This window comes from Streptomyces sp. NPDC101160, assembly GCF_044768205.1.
Classification (GTDB): Bacteria; Actinomycetota; Actinomycetes; order Streptomycetales; family Streptomycetaceae; genus Streptomyces.
Window position 1 is genome coordinate 409,324 of sequence record NZ_JBIWPJ010000001.1, and the last position, 24,788, is coordinate 434,111.

The 24,788-nt window shown below is 72.5% G+C and carries 23 protein-coding genes; 11 read left to right on the plus strand and 12 right to left on the minus strand.

The genetic code is table 11. The features are described from left to right. The first annotated feature begins 6 nt into the window (after positions 1-6). Positions 7-1,014 carry a LacI family DNA-binding transcriptional regulator gene (locus ACIRSU_RS01875; protein ID WP_403788149.1) on the plus strand — a complete coding sequence of 336 codons (1,008 nt, stop codon included), beginning with the start codon at positions 7-9 and terminating at the stop codon, positions 1,012-1,014. Between the two features lie 187 nt (positions 1,015-1,201). Here ACIRSU_RS01875 and ACIRSU_RS01880 read toward each other — a convergent pair whose 3' ends face one another. Both ACIRSU_RS01880 and xylB read right to left on the minus strand, forming a co-directional pair. Beyond that, a complete protein-coding gene (locus ACIRSU_RS01880) occupies positions 1,202-2,392 on the minus strand; it encodes an ROK family protein (protein ID WP_403789372.1) in 1,191 nt (396 codons plus the stop codon). A 71-nt stretch (positions 2,393-2,463) separates the two neighbouring features. Further along, positions 2,464-3,894 carry a xylulokinase gene (gene xylB / locus ACIRSU_RS01885; RefSeq protein WP_403788151.1) on the minus strand — a complete coding sequence of 477 codons (1,431 nt, stop codon included), beginning with the start codon at positions 3,892-3,894 and terminating at the stop codon, positions 2,464-2,466. 93 nt (positions 3,895-3,987) lie between these two features. Between xylB and xylA the strand changes: the two genes are divergently transcribed. Further along, complete coding sequence (gene xylA / locus ACIRSU_RS01890; protein ID WP_403788153.1) at positions 3,988-5,160, plus strand: xylose isomerase; 1,173 nt, start codon at positions 3,988-3,990, stop codon at positions 5,158-5,160. Between the two features lie 114 nt (positions 5,161-5,274). On the opposite strand, the gene ACIRSU_RS01895 is transcribed toward xylA, so the two are convergent. Together ACIRSU_RS01895 and ACIRSU_RS01900 are read right to left on the minus strand one after the other, a co-directional pair. Further along, positions 5,275-6,306, minus strand: a complete 1,032-nt coding sequence (locus ACIRSU_RS01895) for a LacI family DNA-binding transcriptional regulator (RefSeq protein WP_403788155.1) — start codon at positions 6,304-6,306, stop codon at positions 5,275-5,277. A 186-nt stretch (positions 6,307-6,492) separates the two neighbouring features. Continuing rightward, positions 6,493-7,992 (minus strand): arabinofuranosidase catalytic domain-containing protein, encoded by a 1,500-nt coding sequence (locus ACIRSU_RS01900; RefSeq protein WP_403788157.1) that lies wholly within the window; start codon positions 7,990-7,992, stop codon positions 6,493-6,495. Between the two features lie 937 nt (positions 7,993-8,929). On the opposite strand from ACIRSU_RS01900, the gene chvE reads away from it, so the two are divergent. The 3 genes from chvE (at position 8,930) to mmsB (ending at position 12,907) form a co-directional block, all read left to right on the plus strand. Next, positions 8,930-10,024, plus strand: a complete 1,095-nt coding sequence (chvE, locus tag ACIRSU_RS01905) for a multiple monosaccharide ABC transporter substrate-binding protein (RefSeq protein WP_403788159.1) — start codon at positions 8,930-8,932, stop codon at positions 10,022-10,024. A gap of 96 nt (positions 10,025-10,120) precedes the next feature. Further along, entirely contained in the window at positions 10,121-11,668 is a 1,548-nt protein-coding gene (mmsA, locus tag ACIRSU_RS01910; RefSeq protein WP_403788161.1) for a multiple monosaccharide ABC transporter ATP-binding protein, read from the plus strand. A gap of 3 nt (positions 11,669-11,671) precedes the next feature. Beyond that, a complete protein-coding gene (mmsB, locus tag ACIRSU_RS01915; RefSeq protein ID WP_403788163.1) occupies positions 11,672-12,907 on the plus strand; it encodes a multiple monosaccharide ABC transporter permease in 1,236 nt (411 codons plus the stop codon). A gap of 18 nt (positions 12,908-12,925) precedes the next feature. Here mmsB and ACIRSU_RS01920 read toward each other — a convergent pair whose 3' ends face one another. The 4 genes from ACIRSU_RS01920 to ACIRSU_RS01935 all read right to left on the minus strand — a co-directional run bounded on the left by ACIRSU_RS01920 (position 12,926) and on the right by ACIRSU_RS01935 (position 16,974). Beyond that, positions 12,926-13,498: a dihydrofolate reductase family protein gene (locus tag ACIRSU_RS01920; RefSeq protein WP_403788165.1), complete on the minus strand. Its 573-nt coding sequence runs from the start codon at positions 13,496-13,498 to the stop codon at positions 12,926-12,928. 46 nt (positions 13,499-13,544) lie between these two features. Continuing rightward, the gene (locus ACIRSU_RS01925; RefSeq protein ID WP_403788167.1) at positions 13,545-14,024 is read right to left on the minus strand and encodes a (2Fe-2S)-binding protein; all 480 of its coding nucleotides are present in this window, start codon (positions 14,022-14,024) and stop codon (positions 13,545-13,547) included. Positions 14,025-14,055: 31 nt separating this feature from the next. After that, positions 14,056-16,410, minus strand: coding sequence for a molybdopterin cofactor-binding domain-containing protein (locus ACIRSU_RS01930; protein ID WP_403788169.1), 2,355 nt, complete (start codon positions 16,408-16,410; stop codon positions 14,056-14,058). Between the two features lie 156 nt (positions 16,411-16,566). Beyond that, positions 16,567-16,974: a hypothetical protein gene (locus ACIRSU_RS01935; protein ID WP_403788171.1), complete on the minus strand. Its 408-nt coding sequence runs from the start codon at positions 16,972-16,974 to the stop codon at positions 16,567-16,569. A gap of 207 nt (positions 16,975-17,181) precedes the next feature. Here ACIRSU_RS01935 and ACIRSU_RS01940 point away from each other — a divergent pair, with 207 nt between their 5' ends. Beyond that, on the plus strand, positions 17,182-17,949 hold the full coding sequence (locus ACIRSU_RS01940) for a type 1 glutamine amidotransferase (protein ID WP_403788173.1): 768 nt from the start codon (positions 17,182-17,184) through the stop codon (positions 17,947-17,949). 73 nt (positions 17,950-18,022) lie between these two features. Continuing rightward, complete coding sequence (locus ACIRSU_RS01945) at positions 18,023-18,466, plus strand: OsmC family protein (protein ID WP_391109345.1); 444 nt, start codon at positions 18,023-18,025, stop codon at positions 18,464-18,466. Between the two features lie 147 nt (positions 18,467-18,613). Here the strand turns inward: ACIRSU_RS01945 and ACIRSU_RS01950 are convergent, their stop codons facing one another. Next, positions 18,614-19,309, minus strand: a complete 696-nt coding sequence (locus tag ACIRSU_RS01950) for an RraA family protein (protein WP_403788175.1) — start codon at positions 19,307-19,309, stop codon at positions 18,614-18,616. A gap of 190 nt (positions 19,310-19,499) precedes the next feature. Here ACIRSU_RS01950 and ACIRSU_RS01955 point away from each other — a divergent pair, with 190 nt between their 5' ends. Then, a complete protein-coding gene (locus tag ACIRSU_RS01955; protein ID WP_403788177.1) occupies positions 19,500-20,270 on the plus strand; it encodes a metallophosphoesterase in 771 nt (256 codons plus the stop codon). 80 nt (positions 20,271-20,350) lie between these two features. Here the strand turns inward: ACIRSU_RS01955 and ACIRSU_RS01960 are convergent, their stop codons facing one another. After that, a complete protein-coding gene (locus ACIRSU_RS01960; protein ID WP_403788179.1) occupies positions 20,351-21,805 on the minus strand; it encodes a carboxylesterase/lipase family protein in 1,455 nt (484 codons plus the stop codon). 159 nt (positions 21,806-21,964) lie between these two features. Between ACIRSU_RS01960 and ACIRSU_RS01965 the strand changes: the two genes are divergently transcribed. After that, positions 21,965-22,333 carry a hypothetical protein gene (locus tag ACIRSU_RS01965; RefSeq protein ID WP_403788181.1) on the plus strand — a complete coding sequence of 123 codons (369 nt, stop codon included), beginning with the start codon at positions 21,965-21,967 and terminating at the stop codon, positions 22,331-22,333. On the opposite strand, the gene ACIRSU_RS01970 is transcribed toward ACIRSU_RS01965, so the two are convergent. Both ACIRSU_RS01970 and ACIRSU_RS01975 read right to left on the minus strand, forming a co-directional pair. Continuing rightward, on the minus strand, positions 22,315-22,845 hold the full coding sequence (locus ACIRSU_RS01970; protein ID WP_403788183.1) for a GNAT family N-acetyltransferase: 531 nt from the start codon (positions 22,843-22,845) through the stop codon (positions 22,315-22,317). The genes ACIRSU_RS01965 and ACIRSU_RS01970 overlap by 19 nt on opposite strands. 112 nt (positions 22,846-22,957) lie before the next feature. Beyond that, the gene (locus ACIRSU_RS01975) at positions 22,958-23,329 is read right to left on the minus strand and encodes a cupin domain-containing protein (protein WP_403788184.1); all 372 of its coding nucleotides are present in this window, start codon (positions 23,327-23,329) and stop codon (positions 22,958-22,960) included. Positions 23,330-23,659: 330 nt separating this feature from the next. Between ACIRSU_RS01975 and ACIRSU_RS01980 the strand changes: the two genes are divergently transcribed. Further along, positions 23,660-24,037: a VOC family protein gene (locus ACIRSU_RS01980; protein ID WP_403788186.1), complete on the plus strand. Its 378-nt coding sequence runs from the start codon at positions 23,660-23,662 to the stop codon at positions 24,035-24,037. Positions 24,038-24,222: 185 nt separating this feature from the next. After that, positions 24,223-24,660: an SPW repeat protein gene (locus ACIRSU_RS01985; protein ID WP_403788188.1), complete on the plus strand. Its 438-nt coding sequence runs from the start codon at positions 24,223-24,225 to the stop codon at positions 24,658-24,660. The last annotated feature ends 128 nt before the right edge of the window (positions 24,661-24,788 follow it).

Here is a 24,788-nt window from a genome sequence, read left to right on the forward strand (position 1 = left end):
GAACCCGTGACCAGAGCGGCGACGCTCGCCGAGATCGCGCGGGAGGCAGGAGTCTCCGCGCCGACTGTTTCGAAGGTCCTGAACGGGCGGGCCGATGTCGCCCCGGCCACCCGGGAGCGGGTGGAGGAGCTGCTGCACCGGCACGGTTACCGGCGGCGCGGCGGCGGCCGTCAGGTGAGCCCGCTGCTCGAGCTGGTCTTCCACGAGCTGGAGAGCGCCTGGGCGGTGGAGGTGATCCGCGGCGTCGAGAACGCGGTGCGCGACGAGGGACTGAGCATCGTGCTCTCCGAGTCCGCCGGCCGGCTCAGCCCGGGCCAGTCGTGGGTGGACGGGGTCCTCGCCCGCCGGCCGACCGGCGTGGTCCTGGTGCTGTCCGGCCTGGAGCGCGCGCAGCGGGAGCAACTGGCCGGCCGGGGCATCCCGTTCGTGGTGATGGACCCGGCCGGCGACCCCGGCCAGGACGTGCCGGCCGTCGGCACCACCAACTGGGACGGCGGCCTGGCCGCCACCCGGCACCTGATCGACCTCGGCCACCGCCGGATCGGCCTCATCGGCGGCCCCGCCCGGATGATGTGCAGCCGGGCCCGGACCGACGGCTACCGGGCGGCGCTCGACATGGCGGGCCTCCCGTACGACCCGGAGCTGGTGCGGGCGGGCGACTTCCACCACGAGTCCGGCCGCCGGATCGGCCTGGAGCTGCTGGCCCTGGCCGACCGGCCGACCGCCGTGTTCGCCGGGAACGACCTGCAGGCGCTCGGGTTGTACGAGGCCGCCCGTGAGCTGGGGCTGCGCATCCCCGAGGACCTCAGCGTGGTCGGCTTCGACGACCTCCCGCTGGCCCGCTGGGTGGGCCCGCCGCTGACCACCGTGCGCCAGCCGCTGACCGAGATGGCCGAGACCGCGGCCCGCCTGGCGATCGACCTCGCCCGGGGGGTGCGGCCCGGCACACTCCGGGTCGACCTGGCGACCAGCCTGGTCGAGCGCAGCAGTACCGCGCCGCCCGCGAACGGTTGACGGAGTGCCAGACCGGCTCTACGGCCCCTCAGGGATCAGTCGGCGGTTCGAAACTTTCGACGACGTTTTCCGCCGCTCCTTCCGCCGCTCCTTCCGCCGCTCCTTCCGCCGCTCCTTCCGCCGCTCCCCAGCCGGTTCAGCCTCGACGGCACTGCCTGCACCACCCCGTGACGATCGTGGCCCCGGATCACGCCGCCGGGAGCAGCGTGGGATCGGCCATGATCCGGCGGACCGTCGTCTGTGCCGCTCCGAGCACGGGCCCGCGCCGTCCCAGAGCGGACGGGCGCAGCGCCTCGGGCGTCCAGGGCCGGACGGTGATCCGCTCGGCCAGTTCGGCGTGGACCGACGGCAGCAGCCACTCGGCGAGTTCGGCGTAGGCGCCGCCGAGGACGAGGCCGTCCGGGTCGACGAGGTTCACCGCGGACGCGAGGGCGAGGCCGAGGGCCCGCCCCGCGCGGTCCAGGGCCCGCAGAGTGGACGGGTGCCCGGCGCCCGCCCGCTCGGCCAGCAGGGCGACGGCGTCCGCGCCCGCCCCGGGACCGTCCGGTCCGAGTCCTGCCTGGAGCAGTACGGCCGCCAGGCCCGCGTACTGCTCCAGGCAGCCGCGCGCACCGCAGGCACAGCGGACGCCGGTCGGATGGACGGGGAGGTGGCCGAGTTCGCCCGCGAAACCGCGGGCGCCACGGAAGAGCTGTCCGTCGATCACGAGGGCGGCACCGATTCCGGCCTCGGCGGAGACGTGCACGAAGGTCTCCACCGCCTGCTCCGCGTTCCAGTACTCGGCCAGCGCCCCGAGGTTGGCCTCGTTCTCCGGCTCGGGCACCGTGTCCGGGTCGGGCCAGTGGTCGGCGACGCCGACCGTGTGCCAGCCGAGGTTGGGCGCGTGCTCGACGCGTCCGGCCGGTTCGTTGGGCACGACCCCGGGCACGGCGAGCACCCGTCCGTGGACGCGCAGCCCGAGTCCGGCGGCCTCGGCCTCCACCTCGGCGGCCAGCGCGGCGGTCTCCGCCAGTACCTGCCCGGCCGTCCGCCCGACGTTCGCGCGTTCCACCCGGCGCCAGACGCGCGGTTCTCCGCGCAGGTCCACGACACAGGCGCCGAGGTGCGTGACGCCGATCTCCAGGCCGAGGCCGGCGGGGCCCTCGTCGCTCACCGACAGCGCGCGTCCGGGGCGGCCGACCCGCCCGCCGGACACGGCCTCCTCCTCGGTCAGCGCACCCCGCATGATCAGTTCGTCGACCAGCGAGGAGACGGCCGCCCTGGTCAGTCCGACGCGTCCGGCGACGTCCGCGCGGGACAGTGGGCGGGACAACGTGTGGGACGGCGGGCCGTGCGCGGCGACCGTGCCGAGGACCACCGAGAGGTTCTGCCGGCGCATGTCCTGCTGCGACACGGGCCCGCTCCCCGACCCGCTCCTCGCCCTGCCGCCCACTGCCACGCGCCGCTCTCCTACCGCTCCTCGACCGGGGCTCCCTGCAAGGCTCCGGCCCGACGCAGGGTATCGCCGATCCGTTCGAGCGCCGCCTCGTCCCGTGCGACGGGCTCAAGGACCGGGCCTTCGGCGGTGCGCCAGCGACGCGCCACGGCGTCCGCGGGCTCGCCGGTGACCAGGGCGGCGGCCTGGGCGGCCGCCCCGAGCGCGACCAGCTCGCGCGCGTGCGGGATCCGGACCGCCCGGCCGGAGAGCCTGAGGACGGTCCGCTGCCAGGCCCGGCCGCGGGCGCCGCCGCCGATCAGGAGCAGCGGCTCGTCGTCCGCGAGGTCCCCGCCTCCGGCGCGGAGCACGTCGTCGAGGGCGGTGAGCAGGGCGTGGGCGGCGCCGTCGTAGGCGGCCTGGAGCAGCTGTCCCGGGGTGGTGTCGTGCCGGAGCCCGTGGACCAGTCCGGAGGCGCCCGGGAGGTCCGGGGTGCGCTCGCCGTCCAGATACGGCAGGACGACCGCGCTGCCGCCGTCCTCGACCTCGTCGCGGCCGCGGCCGAGGAGGGCGGCGAAGCGGTCGACCGCGAGGGTGCAGTTGAGCGTGCAGGCGAGCGGCAGCCAGCCGCCGAGGGCGTCGGCGAAGCCCGCGACCGTACCGCTCGGGTCCATGGGCCTGCTGCGGGCGACGGCGTAGACCGTCCCTGAGGTGCCGAGGCTGAGCACCGGCTGCCCGGGCCGCAGACCGAGGCCGAGGGCCGCGGCCATGTTGTCGCCGGTGCCGGTGGCCACCGGCACCCCTTGGCGCAGGACCGTCCCGGCGCGGACGGCGCCGGCCCGGGTGCCCGGCGCGAGGACCCGCGGCAGCAGGGCCGGGTCGAGACCGATGCGGTCGAGGATGTCCCCGTCGTAGCCGTCCGGTCCCCACCAGCCGGTGCCCGACGCGTCACCGCGGTCGGTCACCGCCTCGCCGGTCAGCCGTTCCGTGAGGAAGTCGTGCGGGAGGCGGACGGCGGCAGCGCGGTCGGCGGCGGCCGGCTCGTGGGTGCGCAGCCAGCTCCACTTGGCGGCGGTGAAGGCGGCGGTCGGCAGGCTCCCGGTGCGGCGGACGATCTCCGCCGGGCCGAAGGCGGCCCGCAGCCCGGCGGCTTGGGGGGCCGATCGGACGTCGTTCCACAGCAGCGCCGGACGGACCGGCGCTCCGGCCGCGTCGAGGGTGACCAGCCCGTGCTGCTGGCCGGCGATCGAGACGGCGGCCGCGCGCCCGGCCCAGCCCGTGCGGGCGGCGGCCTCTTCGAGCGCCCGCCACCACTGGTCGGGGTCGCTCTCCCGGCCGGCGCCCTCGCTGACGGCGTGGGCGGCGCGGCCCTCGCCCACGACCGCTCCCGAGTCGATGTCGACGGCGAGGGCCTTGGTGGACTGGGTCGAGCTGTCGACGCCGATCACGACGCGCTGCGCTGCCATGCGTTCCTCCGGTGGGGTTCCGTCCGACGTCCCGGCATACTAATTTGTTGAGTGCCCTGACAAATACCCCTCAGCACTGATCCGGAGCCGCTCATGTCCAGCGACCCGCTGTCTCCCGCCCCCGCGCACAAGTTCACCTTCGGCCTGTGGACCGTCGGCTGGCAGGGGCGCGACCCCTTCGGCGACGCGACCCGGCCCGCCCTCGACCCGGTCGAGACCGTGGGGCGGCTGGCCGGGCTCGGCGCGTACGGCGTCACGTTCCACGACGACGACCTGATCCCGTTCGGCGCGAACGAGGCCGCACGGGAACAGGCCGTCAAGCGCTTCCGTACCGCGCTGGACTCCTCCGGCCTGAAGGTGCCGATGGCGACGACGAACCTCTTCACCCATCCCGTCTTCAAGGACGGCGCGTTCACCGCCAACGACCGTGACGTACGGCGCTACGCGCTGCGCAAGACGATCCGCAACATCGACCTGGCCGTGGAGCTCGGCGCCTCCGTGTACGTCGCCTGGGGCGGGCGCGAGGGAGCCGAGTCCGGCGCGGCCAAGGACGTACGCACCGCGCTCGACCGGCTGAAGGAGGCGTTCGACCTGCTCGGCGAGTACGTCGAGCAGCAGGGCTACGACCTGCGCTTCGCGATCGAGCCCAAGCCCAACGAGCCGCGCGGCGACATCCTGCTGCCCACCGTCGGCCACGCCCTGGCGTTCATCAACGCGTTGGAGCGCCCCGACCGGGTCGGTCTCAACCCGGAGGTCGGCCACGAGCAGATGGCAGGGCTCAACTTCCCGCACGGGATCGCGCAGGCCCTGTGGCACGACAAGCTGTTCCACATCGACCTCAACGGCCAGTCCGGCATCAAGTACGACCAGGACCTGCGCTTCGGCGCGGGGGACCTGCGGCAGGCCTTCTGGCTGGTCGACCTGCTGGAGTCGGCCGGCTACGACGGCCCGCGGCACTTCGACTTCAAGCCGTCGCGCACGGAGGACGCCGACGGCGTCTGGGCCTCGGCGGCCGCCTGCATGCGCAACTACCTGCTCCTCGCGGAGCGTTCCCGCGCCTTCCGGGCCGACCCTGAGGTACGGGCCGCGCTCGCGGCCTCCCGCCTGCCCGAACTCGCCCTCCGCACGGCCGAGGACGGCCTGACCGGCCTCCTCGCGGACCGCTCCGCCTTCGAGGACTTCGACGTCGACGCCGCCGCCCGCCGCGGCATGGCCTTCGAGCAGCTCGACCAGCTGGCCCTCGAACACCTCCTCGGCGCCCGCTGACCCGGGTGTACGCCGGAGCCGGGCCGCACGAGCGCGCGACCCGGCTCCCCCTGCTCCCCGAGTCACCCGGCCGAGAAGCGGTAGACCGTCGTCGAGCGGAACCGAACAGAAGCCTCAGTGCCGGGCGGCCGGGCCGACGCTGCGGCGCAGCACCATCTCCGGGGAGATCTCCACATGGGTCCTGGAGGCCGTGGCGCCGGCCAGTTGCCCGACGAGCAGTTCCAGGGCCCGTCTGCCGAGTTCGCCGAAGTCCTGCCGCACGGTCGTCAGCGGCGGGATGAAGTAGGCGGCCTCCGGGATGTCGTCGAAGCCGACCACGCTGATGTCGCCCGGGACCGACCGGCCGGCCTCGTGCAGGGCGCGCAGCAGGCCCAGGGCCATGTGGTCGTTGGCGCAGAAGACGGCGGTGACGTCGTCCAGTCGCGCGAGCCGCAGCCCGGCCTGGTAACCCGAGCGGGCGCTCCAGTCGCCGCGCTCCACGTCCGGCACGGGGGCGCCGGCCGCCCGCAGCGTGCGGCGCCACCCCTCCTCGCGGTCCTGGCTCTCCAGCCAGTTGGCCGGCCCCGCCAGGTGGTGCACGGTGCGGTGGCCCAGGTCGAGCAGGTGCCTGGTGACCTCCCCCGCACCCGACCGGTTGCTCACCGACACCATGGGCACCCGGGTCTGGTTCCCGGATCCGACCGCGACGACCGGCACCGAGCTGGAGAGCCGGGCCACCGCGCTGACGGCGGAGGTCTGCGGCGCGATCACCACGACGCCCTCCACCCCCTGGTCGCGCAGCCGGTCGACGGCCTCCTGGACCGAGCGGCCGTCCAGGGAGCGCAGGCTGGTCACGCTGACGAAGTACCCGGCGCTCCGCGCGGCCCCCTCGATCCCGTCCAGCATCGACGCCGGACCGTACAGCGTGGAGTCGAAGCTGACCACGCCGAGGGTCTGCGACCGACGGGTGACCAGGGCGCGGGCTGCGGAGTTGGGGCGGTAGTCGAGCTCCCGGATGGCGGCCAGCACCCGGTCCCGGGTGTCCGGCCGGACGTGCGGGGCACCGTTCAGCACCCGGGACACCGTCTGGTGGGACACACCCGCCAGTTTCGCCACGTCCGCCATCACGGGCTGGCGCTGTTCCGTCCCGGCACTCTCGGTTCCCACGCGTCGTCCCCTCCTCTGCTGCGCACCACGGTACGCGACCGGGTCAAGGCGGATCCGCCAGGCGGCCCGGGTCATCGTGAGCGGCGGCGCGCGACGGCCCGAAGCGGCGCCCTCCGCGCCGCCGTACCCGGGCCGCAGGAACCGGGCCCGGCTCCGCGCGGTGCGGAGCCGGGCCCGGCCGGACGATCACCCGAGGGTCCACCTCTGGTTGCTCGCACCCGAGCAGGTCCACAGCTGGACCGGCGTGCCGTCCGCGGTTCCGGCCCCGGACACGTCTAGGCAGCGGCCGGACTGGACGCCGACGACGCTGCCGTCCGCGTTGAAGCGCCACTGCTGGTTGGCGCCGCCGTTGCAGGGCCAGGTCACCACCTTGGTGCCGTCGGCGGTCCCGGCACCGTACGCGTCCAGGCACAGCGTGGTGCCGGAGAGGTTCACGGTGAGCCGGCCGTCGGCCGTGCGCGTCCAGGTCTGGTTCGCCGCTCCGGAGCAGCTGTGGATCTGCGACTGCACGCCCGGCGTGGCGGAGGAGTTCGGGACGTCCAGGCACTTGCCCGAACCGGCCCCGCGCAGCGCCCCCGTCGCGGTCGTGCCGGGCTGCTCGGCGTAGCCGGCGGCCACCACGTTGGCCTGGACGGCGTTCTCGGTGGTGTCCGAGGGGTAGCCGCTGGTCATCACGCCCTCGTAGAAGGTGCCGCGGGCGCCCTTGCTGTTGTCCCCGCCGATGCCGAGGATGATCGCCCCCTCCTTGTGCATGGGGTTGTAGCCCGACGCGTTCGGGCGGGGCCCGGAGTAGAACGTCGAAAGGGAGCCGGACCGGGCGTCGCCGGCGCGGATCGCCCACTGGTTCGGCGCGCCCTTGACCATGGCGGTCAGGAAGCGGTGGCTGACCGTCGGGTCGTTGGCGTTGTAGCCCGGGTTGACCCCGGAGAACAGGCCGTTCTCGAGGTCGGCCATCACCCAGGGGCCGGGGCCGCTGCCGTAGCCCCAGACCTTGATGTTGCCGAAGTAGATCGCCTCCATGTGCCCGTTGCCGGTGTCGTTGTTGCTCGTCTCGGCGTTGCCGTAGTCGAAGCAGCAGCCGCCGTTGTAGTGCGTGCCGTCGAGGATGGCGTACATGCCCTCGGGCTGGTCGCCGGTCGCCACGCCCGAGGTGCGGTTGTTGCGGTAGCCGGTGCCCGGCGCCACGTATACGCCGTACGCCTTGTGCCCATTGAGCGTGACGGGCGCCAGGTTCGCGACCGCGAGGTCGTCAGGGCCGGGTGCGGCCCCGCCCCCGGGCGCCTGGGTGAGGTGGTTCCCCCGGCCGCTCTGGTCGTAGATGACGCTGATGAGACAGGTGGTTCCGGCGCAGAACGCGTCCTGCGCCGCGGCGTCGGCGTAACCGCCCGCGCCCAGGGCACCGATGTCCCGGAGCGCCTTGTCGGACGCACGCGTGACCTGGTAGAGCGGCCCGCTGTACGTGGAGTACAGCGCCCGGGTGGTGCTGTGCGCGGCCACGCAGGGCGTGCCGCCGGAGGCATAGATGTCGCACGGGCCCGGCGAGGCCGCCTGCGCCACGCCGCCCGTCGCGGTGGCGCCGGCCAGAGCGCCGGCCAGGACGGCGAGGACCGCCCCGGCTCGGGCGAGGCGGCGCAGCACGGCGCTCGGGTGGATCACCCTTGGGATCGTCCTTCTGTTGCCACTCATGGTGTCTCCCTGCTCATCGCTGAGCGCGGCTAGAGGAATGTGAGCGCTAACAATTCGCCTCGCGGTCGGCCGGAAATCCCGGCGGGCGGCGAGGGGACAGTTCCTGAGTCGGTGACAGTGCTCTCACCGACCGTGCTCCGTCAAGACCTCCGACATGGGTCACCGGCAGGGAGACACTGCTTCGGCGTGACCGATCGTCACCTTCAACTCCCTTTTGCGGCACGTTGGTTGACGCCGACAGTTGTGAGCGCTCACACTCCTGCCCGAACGCGGCTCGGCACCCCACGCCCGCCCCACGGCGGTTCCTCCGCCGCGGCACCCGCGATCCGGAGCGACATCACTTCAAGCGCGGCCGGCACACCTCCACGTTCCCTCTCCGCGATCGACCCGACGGCCGTGAGGTAACCGATCCGGTCGGCCGCCTCGGCGCGCACCCGTCCGGCGCAGGCCGCCGGGGTGCCGCGCCGGGCCCTGTTCGACCGTGCCGGCACCCGGCGCGAGGCCCGTGAACCGCCGGCGCAGATCGACGTCGAGGGCATCGACGTCGACCGGCCGGTGGAGCGGCTTCGGTCCGACTGCGGCAGATGATCCAGATCGCCAAGGCACGGGGCAACCGGCCCATGGTCCTGAACCTTGACGAGCCGACCTCCTCGCCCGGGCCCGTCGAGGCCCGGAACCCAAGAACCAGGCGCTCGGCGTCCGGCGGCGTCCGCCACGGAATCCGGCCGGCCACCGGATTCCCCCGGTCCCGCGATGCCACGCAACCCCTTGACTCCACGGATGTGAGCGTTAACACTCGTGCTCACGCCAGGCCAGGACAGCGGTGTCCGGGCGCCTCACAGCACCAGGAACCGCGCCCGGCCGGCCCAGCCCGACCGCTCCCAGTCGCCCAGTCAGGGTCGCTCTGCGCCGGTCGCGGAACACCACTGGAGGAAGTGTGCGGAAGATTTCGGCGGGTCTCGTCGCCGCGGGCCTGGTGCTCTCGTTGGCGGCCTGCGGTCAGAGCTCCAACGGCGTCGGCGACGGCGCGGCCAAGGGGGACGCCAAGGGCGGCCTGGTGGGCATCGCGATGCCCACGAAGTCGTCGGAGCGCTGGATCAACGACGGCGCCAACATGGTCAAGGAGTTCCAGGCCAAGGGCTACAAGACCGACCTGCAGTACGGCGACAACGTGGTGGAGAACCAGGTCTCCCAGGTGGAGAACATGATCACCAAGGGCGCCAAGCTGCTGGTGATCGCCGCCATCGACGGCTCCTCGCTCACCGACGTGCTGCAGAAGGCCGCCGACGCCCACATCCCGGTGATCTCCTACGACCGGCTGATCCGCGGCACGGGGAACGTCGACTACTACGCGACCTTCGACAACTACAAGGTCGGCGTCCTCCAGGGCGGCTACATCGTCGACAAGCTCGGCCTCAAGGACGGCAAGGGCCCGTTCAACATCGAGCTCTTCGCCGGCTCGCCGGACGACAACAACGCCACCTTCTTCTTCAACGGCGCGATGAGCGTCCTCAAGCCGTACATCGACCGCAAGAAGCTGGTCGTACGCAGCGGCCAGACCCAGTTCAACCAGATCGCCACGCTGCGCTGGGACGGCGGTCTCGCCCAGTCCCGGATGGACAACCTGCTGAGCAAGTCGTACACGACCGCCCACGTCGACGCCGTGCTCTCGCCCTACGACGGCATCTCGATCGGCATCCTCTCCTCCCTCAAGGGCGTCGGCTACGGCGGCGCCAAGCCGCTGCCCGTCGTCACCGGTCAGGACGCCGAGCTGGCCTCGGTGAAGTCGATCATCGCGGGCGAGCAGACCCAGACGGTCTACAAGGACACCCGCCAGCTCGCCAAGGTCGCCGTCCAGATGGGCGACGCGCTGCTGACCGGCGGCAAGCCCGAGGTCAACGACACGAAGCAGTACAACAACGGCGTCAAGATCGTCCCGGCGCATCTGCTGCAGCCGGTCAGCGTCGACAAGGACAACTACCGGAAGGTCCTGGTCGACAGCGGCCAGTACACCGCGGACCAGCTCAAGTAGCCCGCGGGGCCCGGTCTCCGGGCCCCTGCCGAACCGGCGGTGCGGCGCCCCCGAGACCCGGCCCGCACCGCCCCCGAACGATACGGACGCACAACCATGGCTGGACCCGTTCTCGAAATGCGGTCGATCAGCAAGTCGTTCCCCGGTGTCAAGGCCCTCTCCGCCGTCAACCTGACCGTCGCCGCAGGTGAGGTGCATGCCGTCTGCGGCGAGAACGGCGCCGGCAAGTCCACCCTGATGAAGGTGCTCAGCGGCGTCCATCCGCACGGCAGTTACGAGGGCGAGATCCTCTTCGAGGGCGAGCCGTGCCGGTTCAGGGACATCCGGGCCAGCGAGCAGCGGGGCATCGCGATCATCCACCAGGAACTGGCGCTGGTGCCGTACCTGTCCATCGCCGAGAACGTCTTCCTCGGCAACGAGCACGCCACCCGGGGCGTCATCAGCTGGCACCGGACCCTCACCCACGCCGCCGAACTGCTGCGTCAGGTCGGCCTGGACGAGAGCCCGCACACCAGGGTCGCCGACCTCGGCGTGGGCAAGCAGCAACTGGTCGAGATCGCCAAGGCGCTCGCCAAGAAGGTCAAGCTGCTCATCCTGGACGAGCCGACCGCCGCGCTCAACGACGAGGACAGCAGCAAGCTGCTCGACCTGATCCTGGAACTCAAGGCCCGGGGCATCTCCTGCATCGTCATCTCGCACAAGCTGAACGAGATCGCCCGGATCGCCGACGCGGTGACCATCCTGCGAGACGGGCAGACCATCGAGACGCTCGCGATCGGCCCCGAGGGCATCTCCGAGGACCGGATCATCCGGGGCATGGTCGGCCGCGACCTGGAGCACCGCTATCCCGAGCGCGCCCCCGACCTCGGCGAGGTCGCCTTCGAGATCGAGGACTGGAGCGTCAGGCACCCGATCGACCACCAGCGCATGGTGGTCGACGGCGCCTCGCTGAACGTGCGGCGCGGCGAGATCGTCGGCATCGCCGGCCTGATGGGCGCCGGCCGCACCGAACTGGCGATGAGCGTCTTCGGGCGCTCGTACGGACGCTGGGCCGGCGGCCGGGTGCGGCTGCACGGCCGGGAGGTCCGCACCCGGACGGTGCCCGAGGCGATCGGGCACGGCATCGCGTACGTCACCGAGGACCGCAAGCAGCTCGGTCTCAACCTCATCGACGACATCAGCCGGAACATCTCGCTGAGCGCTCTCGGCAAGGTGGCCCGCTTCGGCCGGGTCGACCGGCACGCGGAGACCCGGGTTGCCGAGTCCTTCCGGCGCACGATGAACATCAAGGCCCCCACGGTCTTCACCCGGACCGGCACGCTCAGCGGCGGCAACCAGCAGAAGGTCGTCCTCAGCAAGTGGATCTTCGCCGAGCCGGAGGTGCTGATCCTCGACGAGCCCACCCGCGGCATCGACATCGGCGCGAAGGCGGAGATCTACACCGTCATCGCCGAACTCGCCGCCCAGGGAAAGGCGGTGCTCGTCATCTCGTCCGAACTCCCCGAACTCCTGGGCCTGTGCGACCGGATCTACACCATGGCCGAAGGCCGGATCACCGGCGAGGTGGCCCGCGCCGACGCCACCCAGGAATCCCTCATGCGGCTCATGACCATGAGCGCCGCATCCAGCAACGAGCAGGTGTGAGGCATGGCCCAGACCGACATCATCCCGGATTCGTCCCCGAAGGCACCGCAGGCCGGCCCGAGCCCCTCCGTGGGCTCCGTCCTGACCCGCGCGCTCCGCGGCAACGTGCGCCAGTACGGCATGCTGGTCGCCCTCGCACTGATCGTGCTGTTGTTCCAGTTCTGGACGGACGGCATCCTGCTCCAGCCGCTCAACATCACCAACCTGATCCAGCAGAACGGCTACATCCTGATCCTGGCGATCGGGATGATGATCGTCATCATCGCCGGGCACATCGACCTCTCGGTCGGCTCCCTCGCCGCCTTCGTGGGGGCCGCGGCGGCGGTGATGATGGTCGAGCACCACGTGTCCTGGCCCGTGGCGATGGTGACCGCGCTGGTGATCGGCGCCCTCGCCGGGGCTTGGCAGGGCTTCTGGATCGCCTACCTGGGGATCCCTTCGTTCATCGTGACCCTGGCGGGCATGCTGCTGTTCCGCGGCGGCACGCAGATCCTCCTCCAGGGCCAGTCGGTGGCTCCGTTCCCCAAGGGCTTCCAGAGCATCAGCAGCGGCTTCCTCCCGGAGGTCGGCCCGCGCACCGACTACCACAACCTCACCCTGTTGCTGGGTCTCGCGGTCCTGGCCGTGGCGATCCTGCAGGAGGTGCGCGGGCGGCGGCAGACCGTCTCGTACGGGCTCGAGCCGCTCCCGATCGGGCTGTTCCTGGCCAAGCTCGCCGTGATCACCGCGGCCGTGGTCGTCTTCACCCTGCTGCTGGCGAGCTACCACGGCGTGCCGGTCGTGCTGCTGATCCTCGGCGCGCTGCTCGTCGGCTTCGGCTATCTGATGCGCAACTCGGTCATCGGACGGCACACCTATGCCATCGGCGGCAACGAGGCGGCGGCCAAGCTGTCCGGAGTGAAGAGCAAGCGCGTCGTCTTCCTCGCCTTCACCAACATGGGCGTCCTCGCGGCGCTCGCCGGACTGGTCTTCGCGGCGCGCCTCAACGCGGGCACGCCACAGGCCGGCATCAACTTCGAACTGGAGGCGATCGCCGCCGCGTTCATCGGTGGCGCCTCGGCCAGCGGCGGCGTGGGCACCGTCCTCGGCGCCATCATCGGCGGGCTGGTCCTGGGCGTGCTCAACAACGGCATGTCCCTGGTCGGTGTCGGCACCGACTACCAGCAGGTGATCAAGGGTCTGGTGCTGCTCGCGGCCGTCGGCTTCGACGTCTACAACAAGCGGCGGGCCGGTTCCTGAGGCACCGGCCGCACCGGGTCAGAGCGGTCCCACGCGCTCGTAGCGCAGCAGGACCACGCCGTTGCCGAAGGTCCGGGTCCGTTCGAGCCGCAGGTCGGCGTCGGTGTCGGTGGGCGGGAAGAGGCGGGTGCCGCGGCCGACGAGGACGGGGTGGACGTACACGTGGTAGGCGTCGATGAGGTCCAGTTCCCGGAAGGCGGCGGCGAGCGACGCGCCGCCGACGGTGAGGTCGCCGTCGGCGGCGGCCGCGAGGGCGCGGACCTCGTCGGGGTCCACCGCGCGGACGACGGTGGTGTTCCAGTCGGCCCGCTCCAGCGTCGTGGAGTAGACCCACTTCGGCTTGGACAGCCAGATCCCGGCGAACTCCCGCATGGCGGGGGTGGCCTCCGGGTCGCGGTCGGCGGTGGGCCAGAAGTCCGCCATCAGCTGGTGGGTGCGGCGGCCGCTGAGGAACCCGCCCATGGCGGCGAGCTCCTGGTTGAGGTGCCGGTGCAGCTCCTCGTCGACCCGGTGCCAGCTGATGTCGTGGCCCGTCCCCTCGATGTAGCCGTCGAGGGACATCCCGATGAACTGGACGATCTTTCCGGACATCGGCCGCACTCCTTCGTCGTCTTCGCCGTCCGCGCCCACGCCCGCGTCACGGCATGCGGCGGGCGCCCTCCTTGATGGCCTCGCGAATACGGTTATAGGTGCCGCAGCGGCAGATGTTGCGGATCTGGTCGAGATCGGCCTCGTCGACCTCCCGCCCGGCCTCGCGGGCCCGCTTCACGGCCGCGACGGCGGCCATGATCTGGCCGGGCTGGCAGTAGCCGCACTGGGCGACGTCGATGTCGAGCCAGGCTTCCTGCATCGGGTGCAGGTCCTTGCCGACGGTGCCGGGCAGGCCCTCGATGGTGGTGATCTCGTCGGTCGGCCCGATGTCCTTCACCGGGACGCTGCACGGGTTGAACGCCCTGCCGTTGAGGTGGCTCGTACAGGCCTGGCAGACGCCGAGGCCGCAGCCGTACTTCGGGCCGGTGACACCGAGGACGTCCCGGAGCACCCAGAGCAGCCGGACGTCGTCCTCGACCTCGGCGGTGACGGCCTTGCCGTTGAGGATGAAGGTGTGCTGGGGCACGAAGGCTCCTGTATCTCCTGGAAAGGGGGGCTCAGCTGGCGCGGTCGCGGCCGTCGGTCGGGGAGGCCGGGACCGGTGGAACGGTGGGCAGCGGGGTGAAGCCGAGGGGCTCGCCGTGGTTGACCGGGAAGCTGGTCGGCATGGTGCCGGTGGCCCGGCCGTACGCGCAGGCCACGGCGGCCATCGAGGCGGCGACGGCCAGTTCGCCTGCGCCGCCCGGCTTGCCGGTGGTCGGCGGCATGACGACGATCTCCAGCTCGGGCGGGGTGTTCCACTGCCGGGTGTAGAAGTAGTTGTCCCAGCTGCCCTCCAGGAAGTGCCCGTCCTTCAGGTGCAGGCCGGACGTGAGGGTGAGGGCGATGCCGTCGATGATGCCCCCCATCATCTGGGCCTCCAGGCCGCGGGTGTTGACGGCGAGGCCGACGTCGACCGCGCAGACGACCTTGGTGACGCGCGGCCCGGTGTAGGCGTCGCGGATCTTCCGGCCGGTGGTCTCCGGGCGGCAGTCGATCTCGGCGAGGACGGCGACGAAGCCGTGGTACTCGGGGTGGACGGCGATGCCCTGCGCCGTGCCCGGCGCCATCTGCCGTCCCCAGTGCCCGACCTCGGCGACCTTGTCGAGCACGGCCCGGGCCCGCTCGTCCTTGAGGAAGCGGCGCCGGAAGGCGAGCGCGTCCTCCCCCATCCGCTTGGCGAGTTCGTCGGCGACGAGTTCCTGGGCGCAGCGCACGTTGGGCGAGTAGATGTTGCGCATGGAGCCGGTGTTGAACCCGTGGTCGACCTCGTTGAGAAGCTGGGTCGTCACTCCGAAGTGGTACGGGCTCGACTGGGTGAGCTGGAACATCGTCTCGGAGAACGTCAGGTCGGCGACCGGGAGCCGCGCCGCCTCCGAGGTGATGATCTCGCCGATGCCGTGGCCGAAGTCGGTGGCGACGGAGGTGTGCCGCAGCTCGTACGTGAGGACCTCGCCGAGCGCGTACGTGGCACGCACCCGGGAGGTGGCCATCGGGTGCGTACGGCCCTGGCGGAAGTCGTCGGTGCGGTGCCACATGAGGCGGACGGGCTTGCCCATCGCCTTCGAGATCTCGGCGGCCTCGCCGGCGGCGTCGTGGAACAGCTTGCGGCCGAACGAGCCGCCGCCCTCGGTGACGTGGACCTTCACGGCGGTCACCGGCAGCCCGAGCTGGAGCGCGATCTTCTCCTGGGCGACGATCGGCGACTTGAGGCTGGCCCAGATCTCGGCGGAGCCGGGGCGGACGTCGGCGACGGCGCAGTTGGTCTCCAGGGCGCTGTTGCTGGCGAAGTGGAAGGTGAAGCGGGCGTCGACGGACTTGGTGAGCAGGTCGAGCGGCGGGACGACGAGGGGCAGTTCGGCCTTGCGGAGCTCGGCGAGCACGGTGGCGTCCGAGGCGCCCTCGGCGGTGCCCGGGCCCCAGGTGACCTTCAGGGCGCGGACGGCGTCGATGCACTGGCCGAACGTCCGGCCGCGGACGGCGACGCCGGTGGAGACGGCGACGACGTCGGTGATGCCGGGCATGGCCCGGACCTCGGCCAGGTTGTCGACCGAGCGGACGGTGCCGTTGATCGTGGGCGGGCGGCAGACCATGGTGGGCAGGGCGCCGGGGACCTGGACGTCCATGGCGAACTTCTTGCGCCCGGTGACGGCCTCCAGCGCGTCGACACGGCGCTGCGCGGTGCCGATGACCTTGAACTGCGCGGGGTCCTTGAGGGTGACGGAGACCTGCGTGTCGGCGAGCGCGGCGGCCTTCACGGCGAGCTCGCCGTAACTCAGCCGGACGCCGCCGGCGGAGGTGATGATCCCGGCCTTGGCGGTCAGCGTCCCGACGGCCTCGCCGAGTTCGATCGCGGCGGCGCGCAGCAGCCGGCCGCGGGCCACGGCGGCGGCGACGCGGACCGGGGTGAAGGTGGAGATGGTGGTGTTGGAGCCGCCGGTGAGCTGGTTGAAGAGCAGCTCGGGACGGGCGTCGGCGAGCGTCACCTTGATCCGGTCGACCGGCAGGTCCAGCTCCTCGGCGATGAGCATCGCGGTGGAGGTGGTGATGCCCTGCCCGACCTCGGCGCGGGGCAGCGCGAAGTGGGCGGTGCCGTCCGGGTCGAGGCGGATGGTGATGAGGTTCGCCGTGGGCAGTGCGGCGTGCGTGAGCATGTCGTTGAGGTCGTAGATGTCCGCGGGCCCCGGCAGCGACGGCACCGCCCCGGGCACGAGTGCCTCCGCCCGCGCGGGCGCGAGCGCCTCCTCCCCGAGCTGCGCGGCGACCGTGAGGGTCGGCGCCGCCAGCACGTACCCGAGGAATCGCCGCCGCCCGATGCCGCGCGGCGGCCCGTCTTCCGGTTCGTGCTGTGCGGCGCGGTCCTGCGCTTCCATGGGCGCTGCCCTTTCGACGAGGGGGTGAGCCGATGAGGTTACTCGGCAGTTCTGACGAGTGGATCATCACCCGTCCGGCGGACCGGCAGGACGGGAACGGCTCACTTTTCACCTCAGCTCCGCATACGGGCCGGGGGTCGTACGGAGGCGGCGCTGTCAGCGGGCGGGCTCCCCCTCTCCCGTCCTGACCGATCCGCGCGCGTCACCGCCATCCGTACCTCCTGCAACCGTGACCGCGCGCCTGGTGCGGGCGCCGGGGCCGCTGGAGCGGACGCCGCAGGGCTTCTTCCAGGTGCGCAGGGGCGACTGACCCCAGGCGCCGCGGGCGCGGGCGACCGCGCGGTCGCCGCAGCCGCGCAGCGTGGCGCGGGACAGCCTGGTCCGCGGGCCGCCGCCCGTGATGAGCGCGTTGACGGACGCCATGGGGTCGCCGCCGGCCGAGCGGGCGAGCAGCGCGCCGACCACGACCGGCAGCAGCGCCACGGCGAGGGCCGAACCGGTGGCGGTGGCCGTGGCGGTGGCCTGGTGGAGGGGGCGGGTGCGCGGGGCGGCGTCGCTGGTCATGGGGCCATTCCAGCGCCGGGGCCGGAACCGGGGCATGGGAGCCGGTACTCAGTTCCCGCGCCCCGGGTACTCAGCCCGCGGCACGTACTCGGCGCCGGGCGAGCCACGTTCGTCGTCATCGGCACGGTCAAGCGACGCGATCGGGCCCGCCTGAACGTTTCTTCGGTCATCCTCGACAGCAACGGACTTCGTGGAGGTGGGGCGACTGTGACGAAGGTACTGGTGGTGCAGCACGAGGACGGCGCCGGGCCCGGCCTGGTCGGCGAGCGGCTGCGGGCGTCCGGACTCGACCCCCGGGTCCATCACCCGTGGCGCGGGGAGGAGTTGCCGGTCTCGCTCGACGGCTGGTCGGGGCTGATCGTGCTGGGCGGCTCGGTCAACTGCGAGGACGACGCCGCGGCGCCGTGGCTGCCCCGGGTCAGGGCGCTGATACGGGAGGCGGTCGATGCCCGCGTACCGGTCCTCGGCATCTGTCTGGGCGGCCAGCTCCTCGCGTACGCGCTGGGCGGCTCCGTGGCCGTGCGCGCCGAGGGTCCCGAGCTCGGCACCGTACCGCTGCGGCGGCTGCCCGCGGCCGACGGTGACCCGCTGTTCGGCGCGTTGCCCGAGGGCGCCCCGGCCGCTCAGTGGCACTGGGACGAGATCGACCGGCTGCCGCCCGGAGCCGTGCCCCTGCTGACCGGCGACGACTGCCGGCATCAGGCGTTCCGGGCCGGCGCGTGCGCGTGGGGCGTGCAGTTCCATCCGGAGGCGCTGACCGGCACGATCGCCGGGTGGGCCGCGGCGGACGCGCCCCGGCTCCGGGCCGACGGCCACGACCCGGACGGCGCGGTCTCCTCCGTACGGGAGGCGGAGCCGCTGCTGCGGGCGGTGTGGGGCACGGTGGCGGACGCGTGGGCAGAGGTGGTCCGGGAGGACGAACGGGTTCGCGTGCCCTTGCGCGTGCCCGTGGCGGGCGCGGCCGCCGGGGAGTGATGGGATGGGTGCGGGCACGCGCGCGCGTGCCCGCGTCCGAACCACGTACGCCCCCTGAGGAGAACCCGCCGCCATGGCCGACGAGTACCGGATCGAGACCGTCCGCACCGGCTACCGCACCTGGACCGCCCGCAACGACCGCGGCGCCGAGGTACGGATCGCCGCCGCCGACGACGCGGACGCACAGCCGTCGTTCACGCCGGTCGAGCTGCTGCTCGCGGCGATGGGCGGCTGCGGCGGCCTGGTCATCGACCGTACGGCGCGGGCCGTCGACCACGACGACCTGCGGATCGTGGTGGAGGGCGTCGCCGGCCCCGAGGACGACGGCCGGATCGGGCGGATCAGGGTGAGTTACGAGTTCGAGCTCCCCGACAACAACCCGCGGGCGGCGGACGTCTTCGCCCGCGGGGTCCGGCTCACCCACGAGAAGTACTGCACGGTCAGCCGCACCGTCGAGCACGGCGCGGAGGTCGAGGCGGTGCTGCCGGACGGCACGACCGGCTTCCGCGCCGGCTGAGCCGGACGGGGGGGGATGAACCGGGTCGGGCGGCCGGGGGCCGGGCCGCCCCGCGGACTGCTCTTCCATCGCACCGCCGATCCGGCGACGGGGGCGACGGCGACGGGGGTGACGGCGACCGGTGGTGCGGGCGAAACCGGGCCGGTCTCACTCCTCGATCGCGCCGCCGATCCGCCGCAGATGCCGGCGGAAGGTGTACGAGGGGTCCTCGGCCCGCCGCTCCAGGTACTCGGCGAACCGGGTCTGGTCGCGCAGCGTCTCCCCGGCCCGGATCCGCCGGGCCTGGTTCCGCTCGGTGCGGAAGATCTCCTCGGCGGTGTCGAGCACGGCCTCGGCGCGGTCGGCCGCCACGAAGAGGACGCCGTCGTCGTCGGCGAACACCACGTCGTCGGCGCCCACCGTGTGCTCGCCGAACCGGGCGGTGCGCAGCGCCTCGGGCCCACGCGGGTCGAGCCGTACGGGGCCGGGGGCGTGGGCCCCGTACGAGAAGACCGGCAGCCCGATCTCCACGAGGTCGGGCGTGTCCCGGTGCAGCCCCCATACGACGACGCCGGCGATCCCCGCGGCCTCGGCCTCCAGGACGGCGAGGTCGCCGATGCACGCCTCGTCCCGGCGGCCCGCGTTGTCGATGACGAGCACGTCGCCGGGGGCGGCCCGGGTCGCGAAGGCCTCCAGGAAGACGTCGACGCTGCCGTAGTGCCGTACGGGCAGGGCGCGTCCGGCCGCCCGCCGCCCGGGCACCACGGGCACGACGCCGGCGGGCGCGGCCCGCAGCGGTTCGCCGAGCCGTACGCAGGCGTCGGCGACCAGCGGGGTGGAGAGTTCGGCGAACCGCTTGAGCATGGCTGTTCCCTTCGGCGGGTCCCTGCCGTGCGGCGGGACGATCCGGATGCTAGCCGTGTCAGAGCGTCAGGAAAGGGCCAGTCCTGGGCGGTTGGCCCGGGCGGGCGCGCCGGGGAGCGCGATACGTTCCGCTGCGGAACGCGGCGTAAACAGCGCCGCTGCCCGGGACCGAACGTGAAGGGACACCACCGTGATCGTGATCGCGCACCTCAGTGACACCCACATCGACGACGCCTCGCCGCGCAGCAGGGAGCGGACGGAGGCCACGATGGCGTACCTGGACTCGCTCGCGTACGACCTGGACGCGGTGATCGTCACCGGCGATCTCGCCGACCACGGCGAGGAGTCCGAGTACGCATGGCTGCGCGACCACGTTCTCACCTCCCGGCACCCGGTGCTCACCTGTCCCGGCAACCACGACCGCCGCGACGCCTTCCGCCGGGTGCTCCTCGGCACCGAACCGCCGGCCCCGGACGCGCCGGTGAACCAGGTGCTGCGCGCCGACGGCTTCGTCCTCGCACTGTGCGACTCCTCGGTGCCGGGCAAGGACGAGGGCTACCTGGAGGAGGAGACGCTGGCCTGGCTCGACGAGGAGCTGTCCCGCACGCCCGCCGGCACGCCGGTTCTCGTGGGCTTCCACCACCCGCCGACGGCCCTCGGCATCCCGTTCGTCGACAGCATCCGCCAGTTCGGCGAGCACCGTCTCGCCGAACTGGCCCGCCGCCACCCCTCCCTCACGGCCTTCCTCTGCGGCCACACCCACTCCGCCACGGCCACCACCTTCGCGGGCCGCCCGGTCCTGGTGGCGCCTGGTGTGGTGTCGATGAGCAAGCTGCCCTGGGAGCAGAGCGGCCTGGCGGACTACGTGTTCCGCGACGAGCTGGCGCCGTCGCTGGCCTTCCATCTGCTGACGGAGGACGGCCGCCTGACGACGCACTACCGGAGCGTGCCGCTCGGCTGAGGCGGAGCAGAGGGGGATCCAGGGTCCTGGACGCAGGATCCGGGATCCGGGATCTGGGATCCTGGATCCCGCATCCAGGATCAGTCGAGCCAGATCGCCCGCAGCTCGCCGAACGGGTCCTCCTCCGTCCGCGGAGTCGCGTCCCAGATCTTCGTCACACGTGCACCGGCCGTGTACGGAGGCCAGTCCGCGGCGCCCGGATCCCCCTGCGTGACGAAGGCGACCCAGGCGCCGTGCAGCGCGTCGGCGAGCGCCTTGGGCGGGGTGGGACCCGCCGCGGCCTCGACGCCCTCGGCGTCGAGCAGGTCGAAGGCGAAGGGCAGGTCCAGGCAGTGGTACGCCTGGCCGTTGACGGGCGAGGCCCAGTCGAACTGGTAGAGCCAGGTGGGCCGGGAGAGCGCGGCGCGGGCGTCGGCGACGGCGAGGGCCGGGGCGCGGAAGGTGACGTCCGTGAGGGCCTGGCCGAAGAGGCCGGACGGGGCGGTGTCCGCGTACGTCTCGGCGAAGGTGGCGGCGCGGTCCTCGGTGAGGCCGAGGCCGCCGAGCAGGACCGGCAGCGGCGGGCCGTCGGCGCCGGGGCCGGGGATCATGTTGAACTCGTGCGCGGTGAAGCCGAGCATCAGCGGCACGTCGGCGCCGGCGTCGCCCCGGGTGAGCGCGTCCAGGACGGGCTCGGGGATCAGCTCGCCGTCGGCGAAGGGCACGAGCGAGAGCATCGGCGGCAGGCCCTCGCGGTCCGGGCCGGGTTCGCCGAGCCGGTCCTGGAGGTCGAGGAGTTCGTCGTCGCTCAGGTCCTGGAGCGCGGCGGCCGTGGCCGGCAGGCCGGTCCGGGCGGTGAAGAGCCGGGACACGGCCCGGGCGACCTCCGGCCCGTCCGGCCGGGTCACGGCGCCGGAGACGGACAGGGCGGCACGGAAGAGGCCACGCGCCGACGGCACGGCGAGCAGGGTCTGGACGGCGCCGCCGCCCGCCGACTGCCCGGCGATCGTCACCTTCGCCGGGTCGCCGCCGAAGCGCGCGATGTTGTCGCGGACCCACTCGAGGGCGGCGACCCAGTCCCGTACGCCCCGGTTGTCGGGAGCGCCGTCCAGGTGCAGGAAGCCCTCGATGCCGAGCCGGTAGCCGAGCGAGACGAACACGACGCCGTCGCGGTTGAAGGCGGCCCCGTCGTACCAGGGGCTGGCGGCCGAACCCGCCAGGTAACCGCCGCCGTGGATCCACACGAGCACCGGAAGCCCGGCCTCCGGGTCGGTCGCGGGGGTGAAGACGTTGAGGTTGAGCACGCCTTCGCCCGGGATGGACGGCTCGGGGATGGTGGTGACCTCGGCGAGGGGACGGCGCTGGGCGGTCGGCCCGTACGCGGTCGCGTCCAGCGGCTCGGTCCACGGCTCCGGCGGCACGGGGGCGGCGAAGCGGAGCGGGCCGACGGGCGGCTGCGCGTACGGGATGCCGAGGAAGCGGCAGCTTCCGTCGGCCCGGCGCTCGCCGCGGACCGGACCGCGGGTGGTGGCGACGAGCGGGTTCTCGGTGGTCATGGGCGTGCCTTCCTGAGCCTGACCGGTGCGGTGACGGCTGCTGCTCACCCCATGGTGACACGAGTAAGTTGCAGGTGTCACGCATCCTCCTCCCCTGTACCACCGTCTCCTCCGACGGGTTCGGCCCGCGCGGGGCCGGGGAAGGGAGGCGTTGTGAACGTGAGTCCCGACGCCGTGCTCGGCGTCCTGGTGGTGATGGCCGGCGCCGTCCTCATGGCGGCCGGCGCACGCTGGAAGGGCCGCGCGGTGCGCCCGCTCGCCCCGCGCCGGGCCCGGGCGCTGGCCTGGCAGGCGTACGTACGGGCCCTGAGCCGCTCCGCCGAGCTCGCCGTCACCGGCGCCCGGAGCAGGGCGGGGCGCGGCGAACCGGCGATCGTGACCGTCGAGGACGTCGTAAGGCTCGCGCACCAGCGCTTCGGCTACGAGGAGGTCGCCCGCGAGCACGCGGCGGCGGCGCTGCGGCACGCGTACGAGCGCGCGGGGTGCGCCGCGGACACGGTGACCGACGCCTACAGCTCGATCCAGTAGCGCCGCTTGACGCCGATCTCGGTCTCGCGGACGTCCTCCAGGACTCCGCCGTTGCGCTCGATGGTGCGCGCCGAGGCGATGTTGGTGTCCTCGCACGTCAGCAGCGTCCGACTGAGACCGAGGGCGCGGGCCTCGGGCAGCACGGCGCCGAGGGCCCAGGTGGCGAGGCCGCGGCGGCGGGCGGAAGGGCGCACGCTGTAGCCGATGTGGCCGCCGGCCCGCAGCAGGAAGTCGTTGAGTTCGTGGCGCAGGTCGATGGCGCCGAGGTACGTGTCGCCCTCCACGATCCACCACTGGGTGGCGTGGACGCGGCCGTCGGGCACGGGCTTGCTGTGGTCGGACTGCGCCCGGAGCAGGGTGACCCAGTCGGCGAAGGCGCCGGGGTCGGCGAGGTCTGCGTCCGGGGCGAGCCACAGGCCGGCGCCGTCCTGGTGCGCGCCGGGCGCCCACTCGGCGCGGGCCTCCAGCCAGGAGGTGTGCAATCGGGCGGTGGGAGTGATCAGTTCAGGCATGCGCGCGACGATAACAACGGTGTCCCCGCCGCCCTCCTGCCCGCCCCCCGGCTACTCGTCGGAGCTTCAGACGAAGCTCCAGCAGGCGAACGCCCTTTGGAGCCGAACGTCCTCAGGAGCCGGAGGCCTTCGCGTAGTCGACGAAGCCGACCCAGTCCAGGGCCACACAGCGCTCGTCGCCGACCACCCAGGCGTCGTGTCCCGGCTGGATCTCGTAGAACTCGCCGGGTACGAGGTCGGCGGACTCGCCGCCGTCCATGACGACCTTCATCCGGCCGCTGACCACGTATCCGACGTGGTGGGCCTGGCAACTGTCGGTACCGGCGATGGGCTTCACGTGCTCGGACCACTTCCAGCCCGGCTCGAACACGGCCCTGCCCACCGCGCCGCTGTCGGTGGTCAGCAGGTCCAGCCTGCCCTTGCCGCCCTCGAACGGGCGTACCTCGTCTGCGGAGTCGAAGCTCCTGGAAACGATTCCGGTCATGTTTCGTCCGCCTCCCGGCGGTGGAACGTGTGACCCCCGAGTCCACTTCCAGGCTACGCCGCGGGGCGGGCGCCGCACACGGGCCCGCGGGGCCTGCCGGCGTGGCCCGTAAACGTCGTTGCCCCGGAAGATCCACTGGGGTTAGCGTGGCGGTATGACTGCCGGGTCGGCCATGGGCCGTGATCGAGAGAGGCGCCCGGCCGTGGCGTGAGCGCCGCCGGGTGGTGGGCGCGGGGTCCGCCACGGTCGTCCGCTCCGTACGCGTGCGCATGGCGCACGCAGGTACGGGCGAAGGACGCGACCAGCACTCACCCTGCGAAAGGACCCCTTGTGACCGTCGAGCTCAACCACACCGTCATACACGCCCACGACAGGCGGGCGTCCGCCGAATTCCTGGCCGAGGTGCTCGGCCTGGAGGTCGGTGCCCCGTTCGGGCCGTTCCTGCCGATCGACACCGGCAACGGCGTCACCCTCGACTACTACGAGACGGACGCCGACTTCACCCCCACCCACTACGCCTTCCTCGTCCCCGACGAGGAGTTCGACACGATGATCGCCCGCCTGGAGCGGAAGGGCGTCACGTACTACGCGGACCCGCACCACGGCCGGCCCGGCGAGGTCAACGGGCTGTTCGGCGGCCGGGGCGCCTACTTCCTCGATCCGTCCGGGCACAACATGGAGATCATGACCGTGCCGTACGCCCGCTGATTTTCCTGACCTTCTGTTGAAGGCGCGGCGCCGTTTGGTGGGTCCGGGCATATCCCGCGGCGGTTTTCTGTGCGGATCCCTTATCGGGCAGATCTACACATAAAGGCCAGATAAGCGCACAATGAAACCGCGGCGTCGATGCCGCGAACGGTCAGTGTGCAAGACGCCAGAAGGAGGCGAGTCACATGGCCGACCTCTCTCACCGTCCAGGTGACATCAGGGGACACCCGGACGCCGGAGAAATGCGGGACCGTTATGCCCGCATGCTCCAGACCCGGGGTGTGGCGGCCGTCGAGGAGCTTGTGATCCTCGCCGGAATCTACGCCGCGGTCTCCGCGTGGACGGTCCACTTCGCAGCCGCGAAGCCGGAGCTCGCCATCAGCAACCTGATCGTCGGCATCGCGCTCGCGGGCCTCGGTCTCGCCATGTCGATGGCTCCGGAGCGGTCGCAGGACCTCAACTTCGTGGTGCTGCTGCTCGGTGCGTGGCTCATCGCCTCCCCGTGGGTGGTCTCGCGGTTCCCCAGTACGGGCGCGATCGTCAGCAATGTCATCACCGGCGCCTGCGTCTGCCTCTTCGCCCTCGTGGCCGGCGGACTCCTCATGAGCAAGAGAAGGACGTAACTGCCTGATCCTCTCCCGCGAACGGCGGGGGGGCCGCCCCCCCCCCGGGTGGAGGCCCAAAGGTTTTTTCCGCCCCCGGCGCAGTAATAACCCCACGGCAGGAGCAAAAAAAAACACCCGTGTTTGTA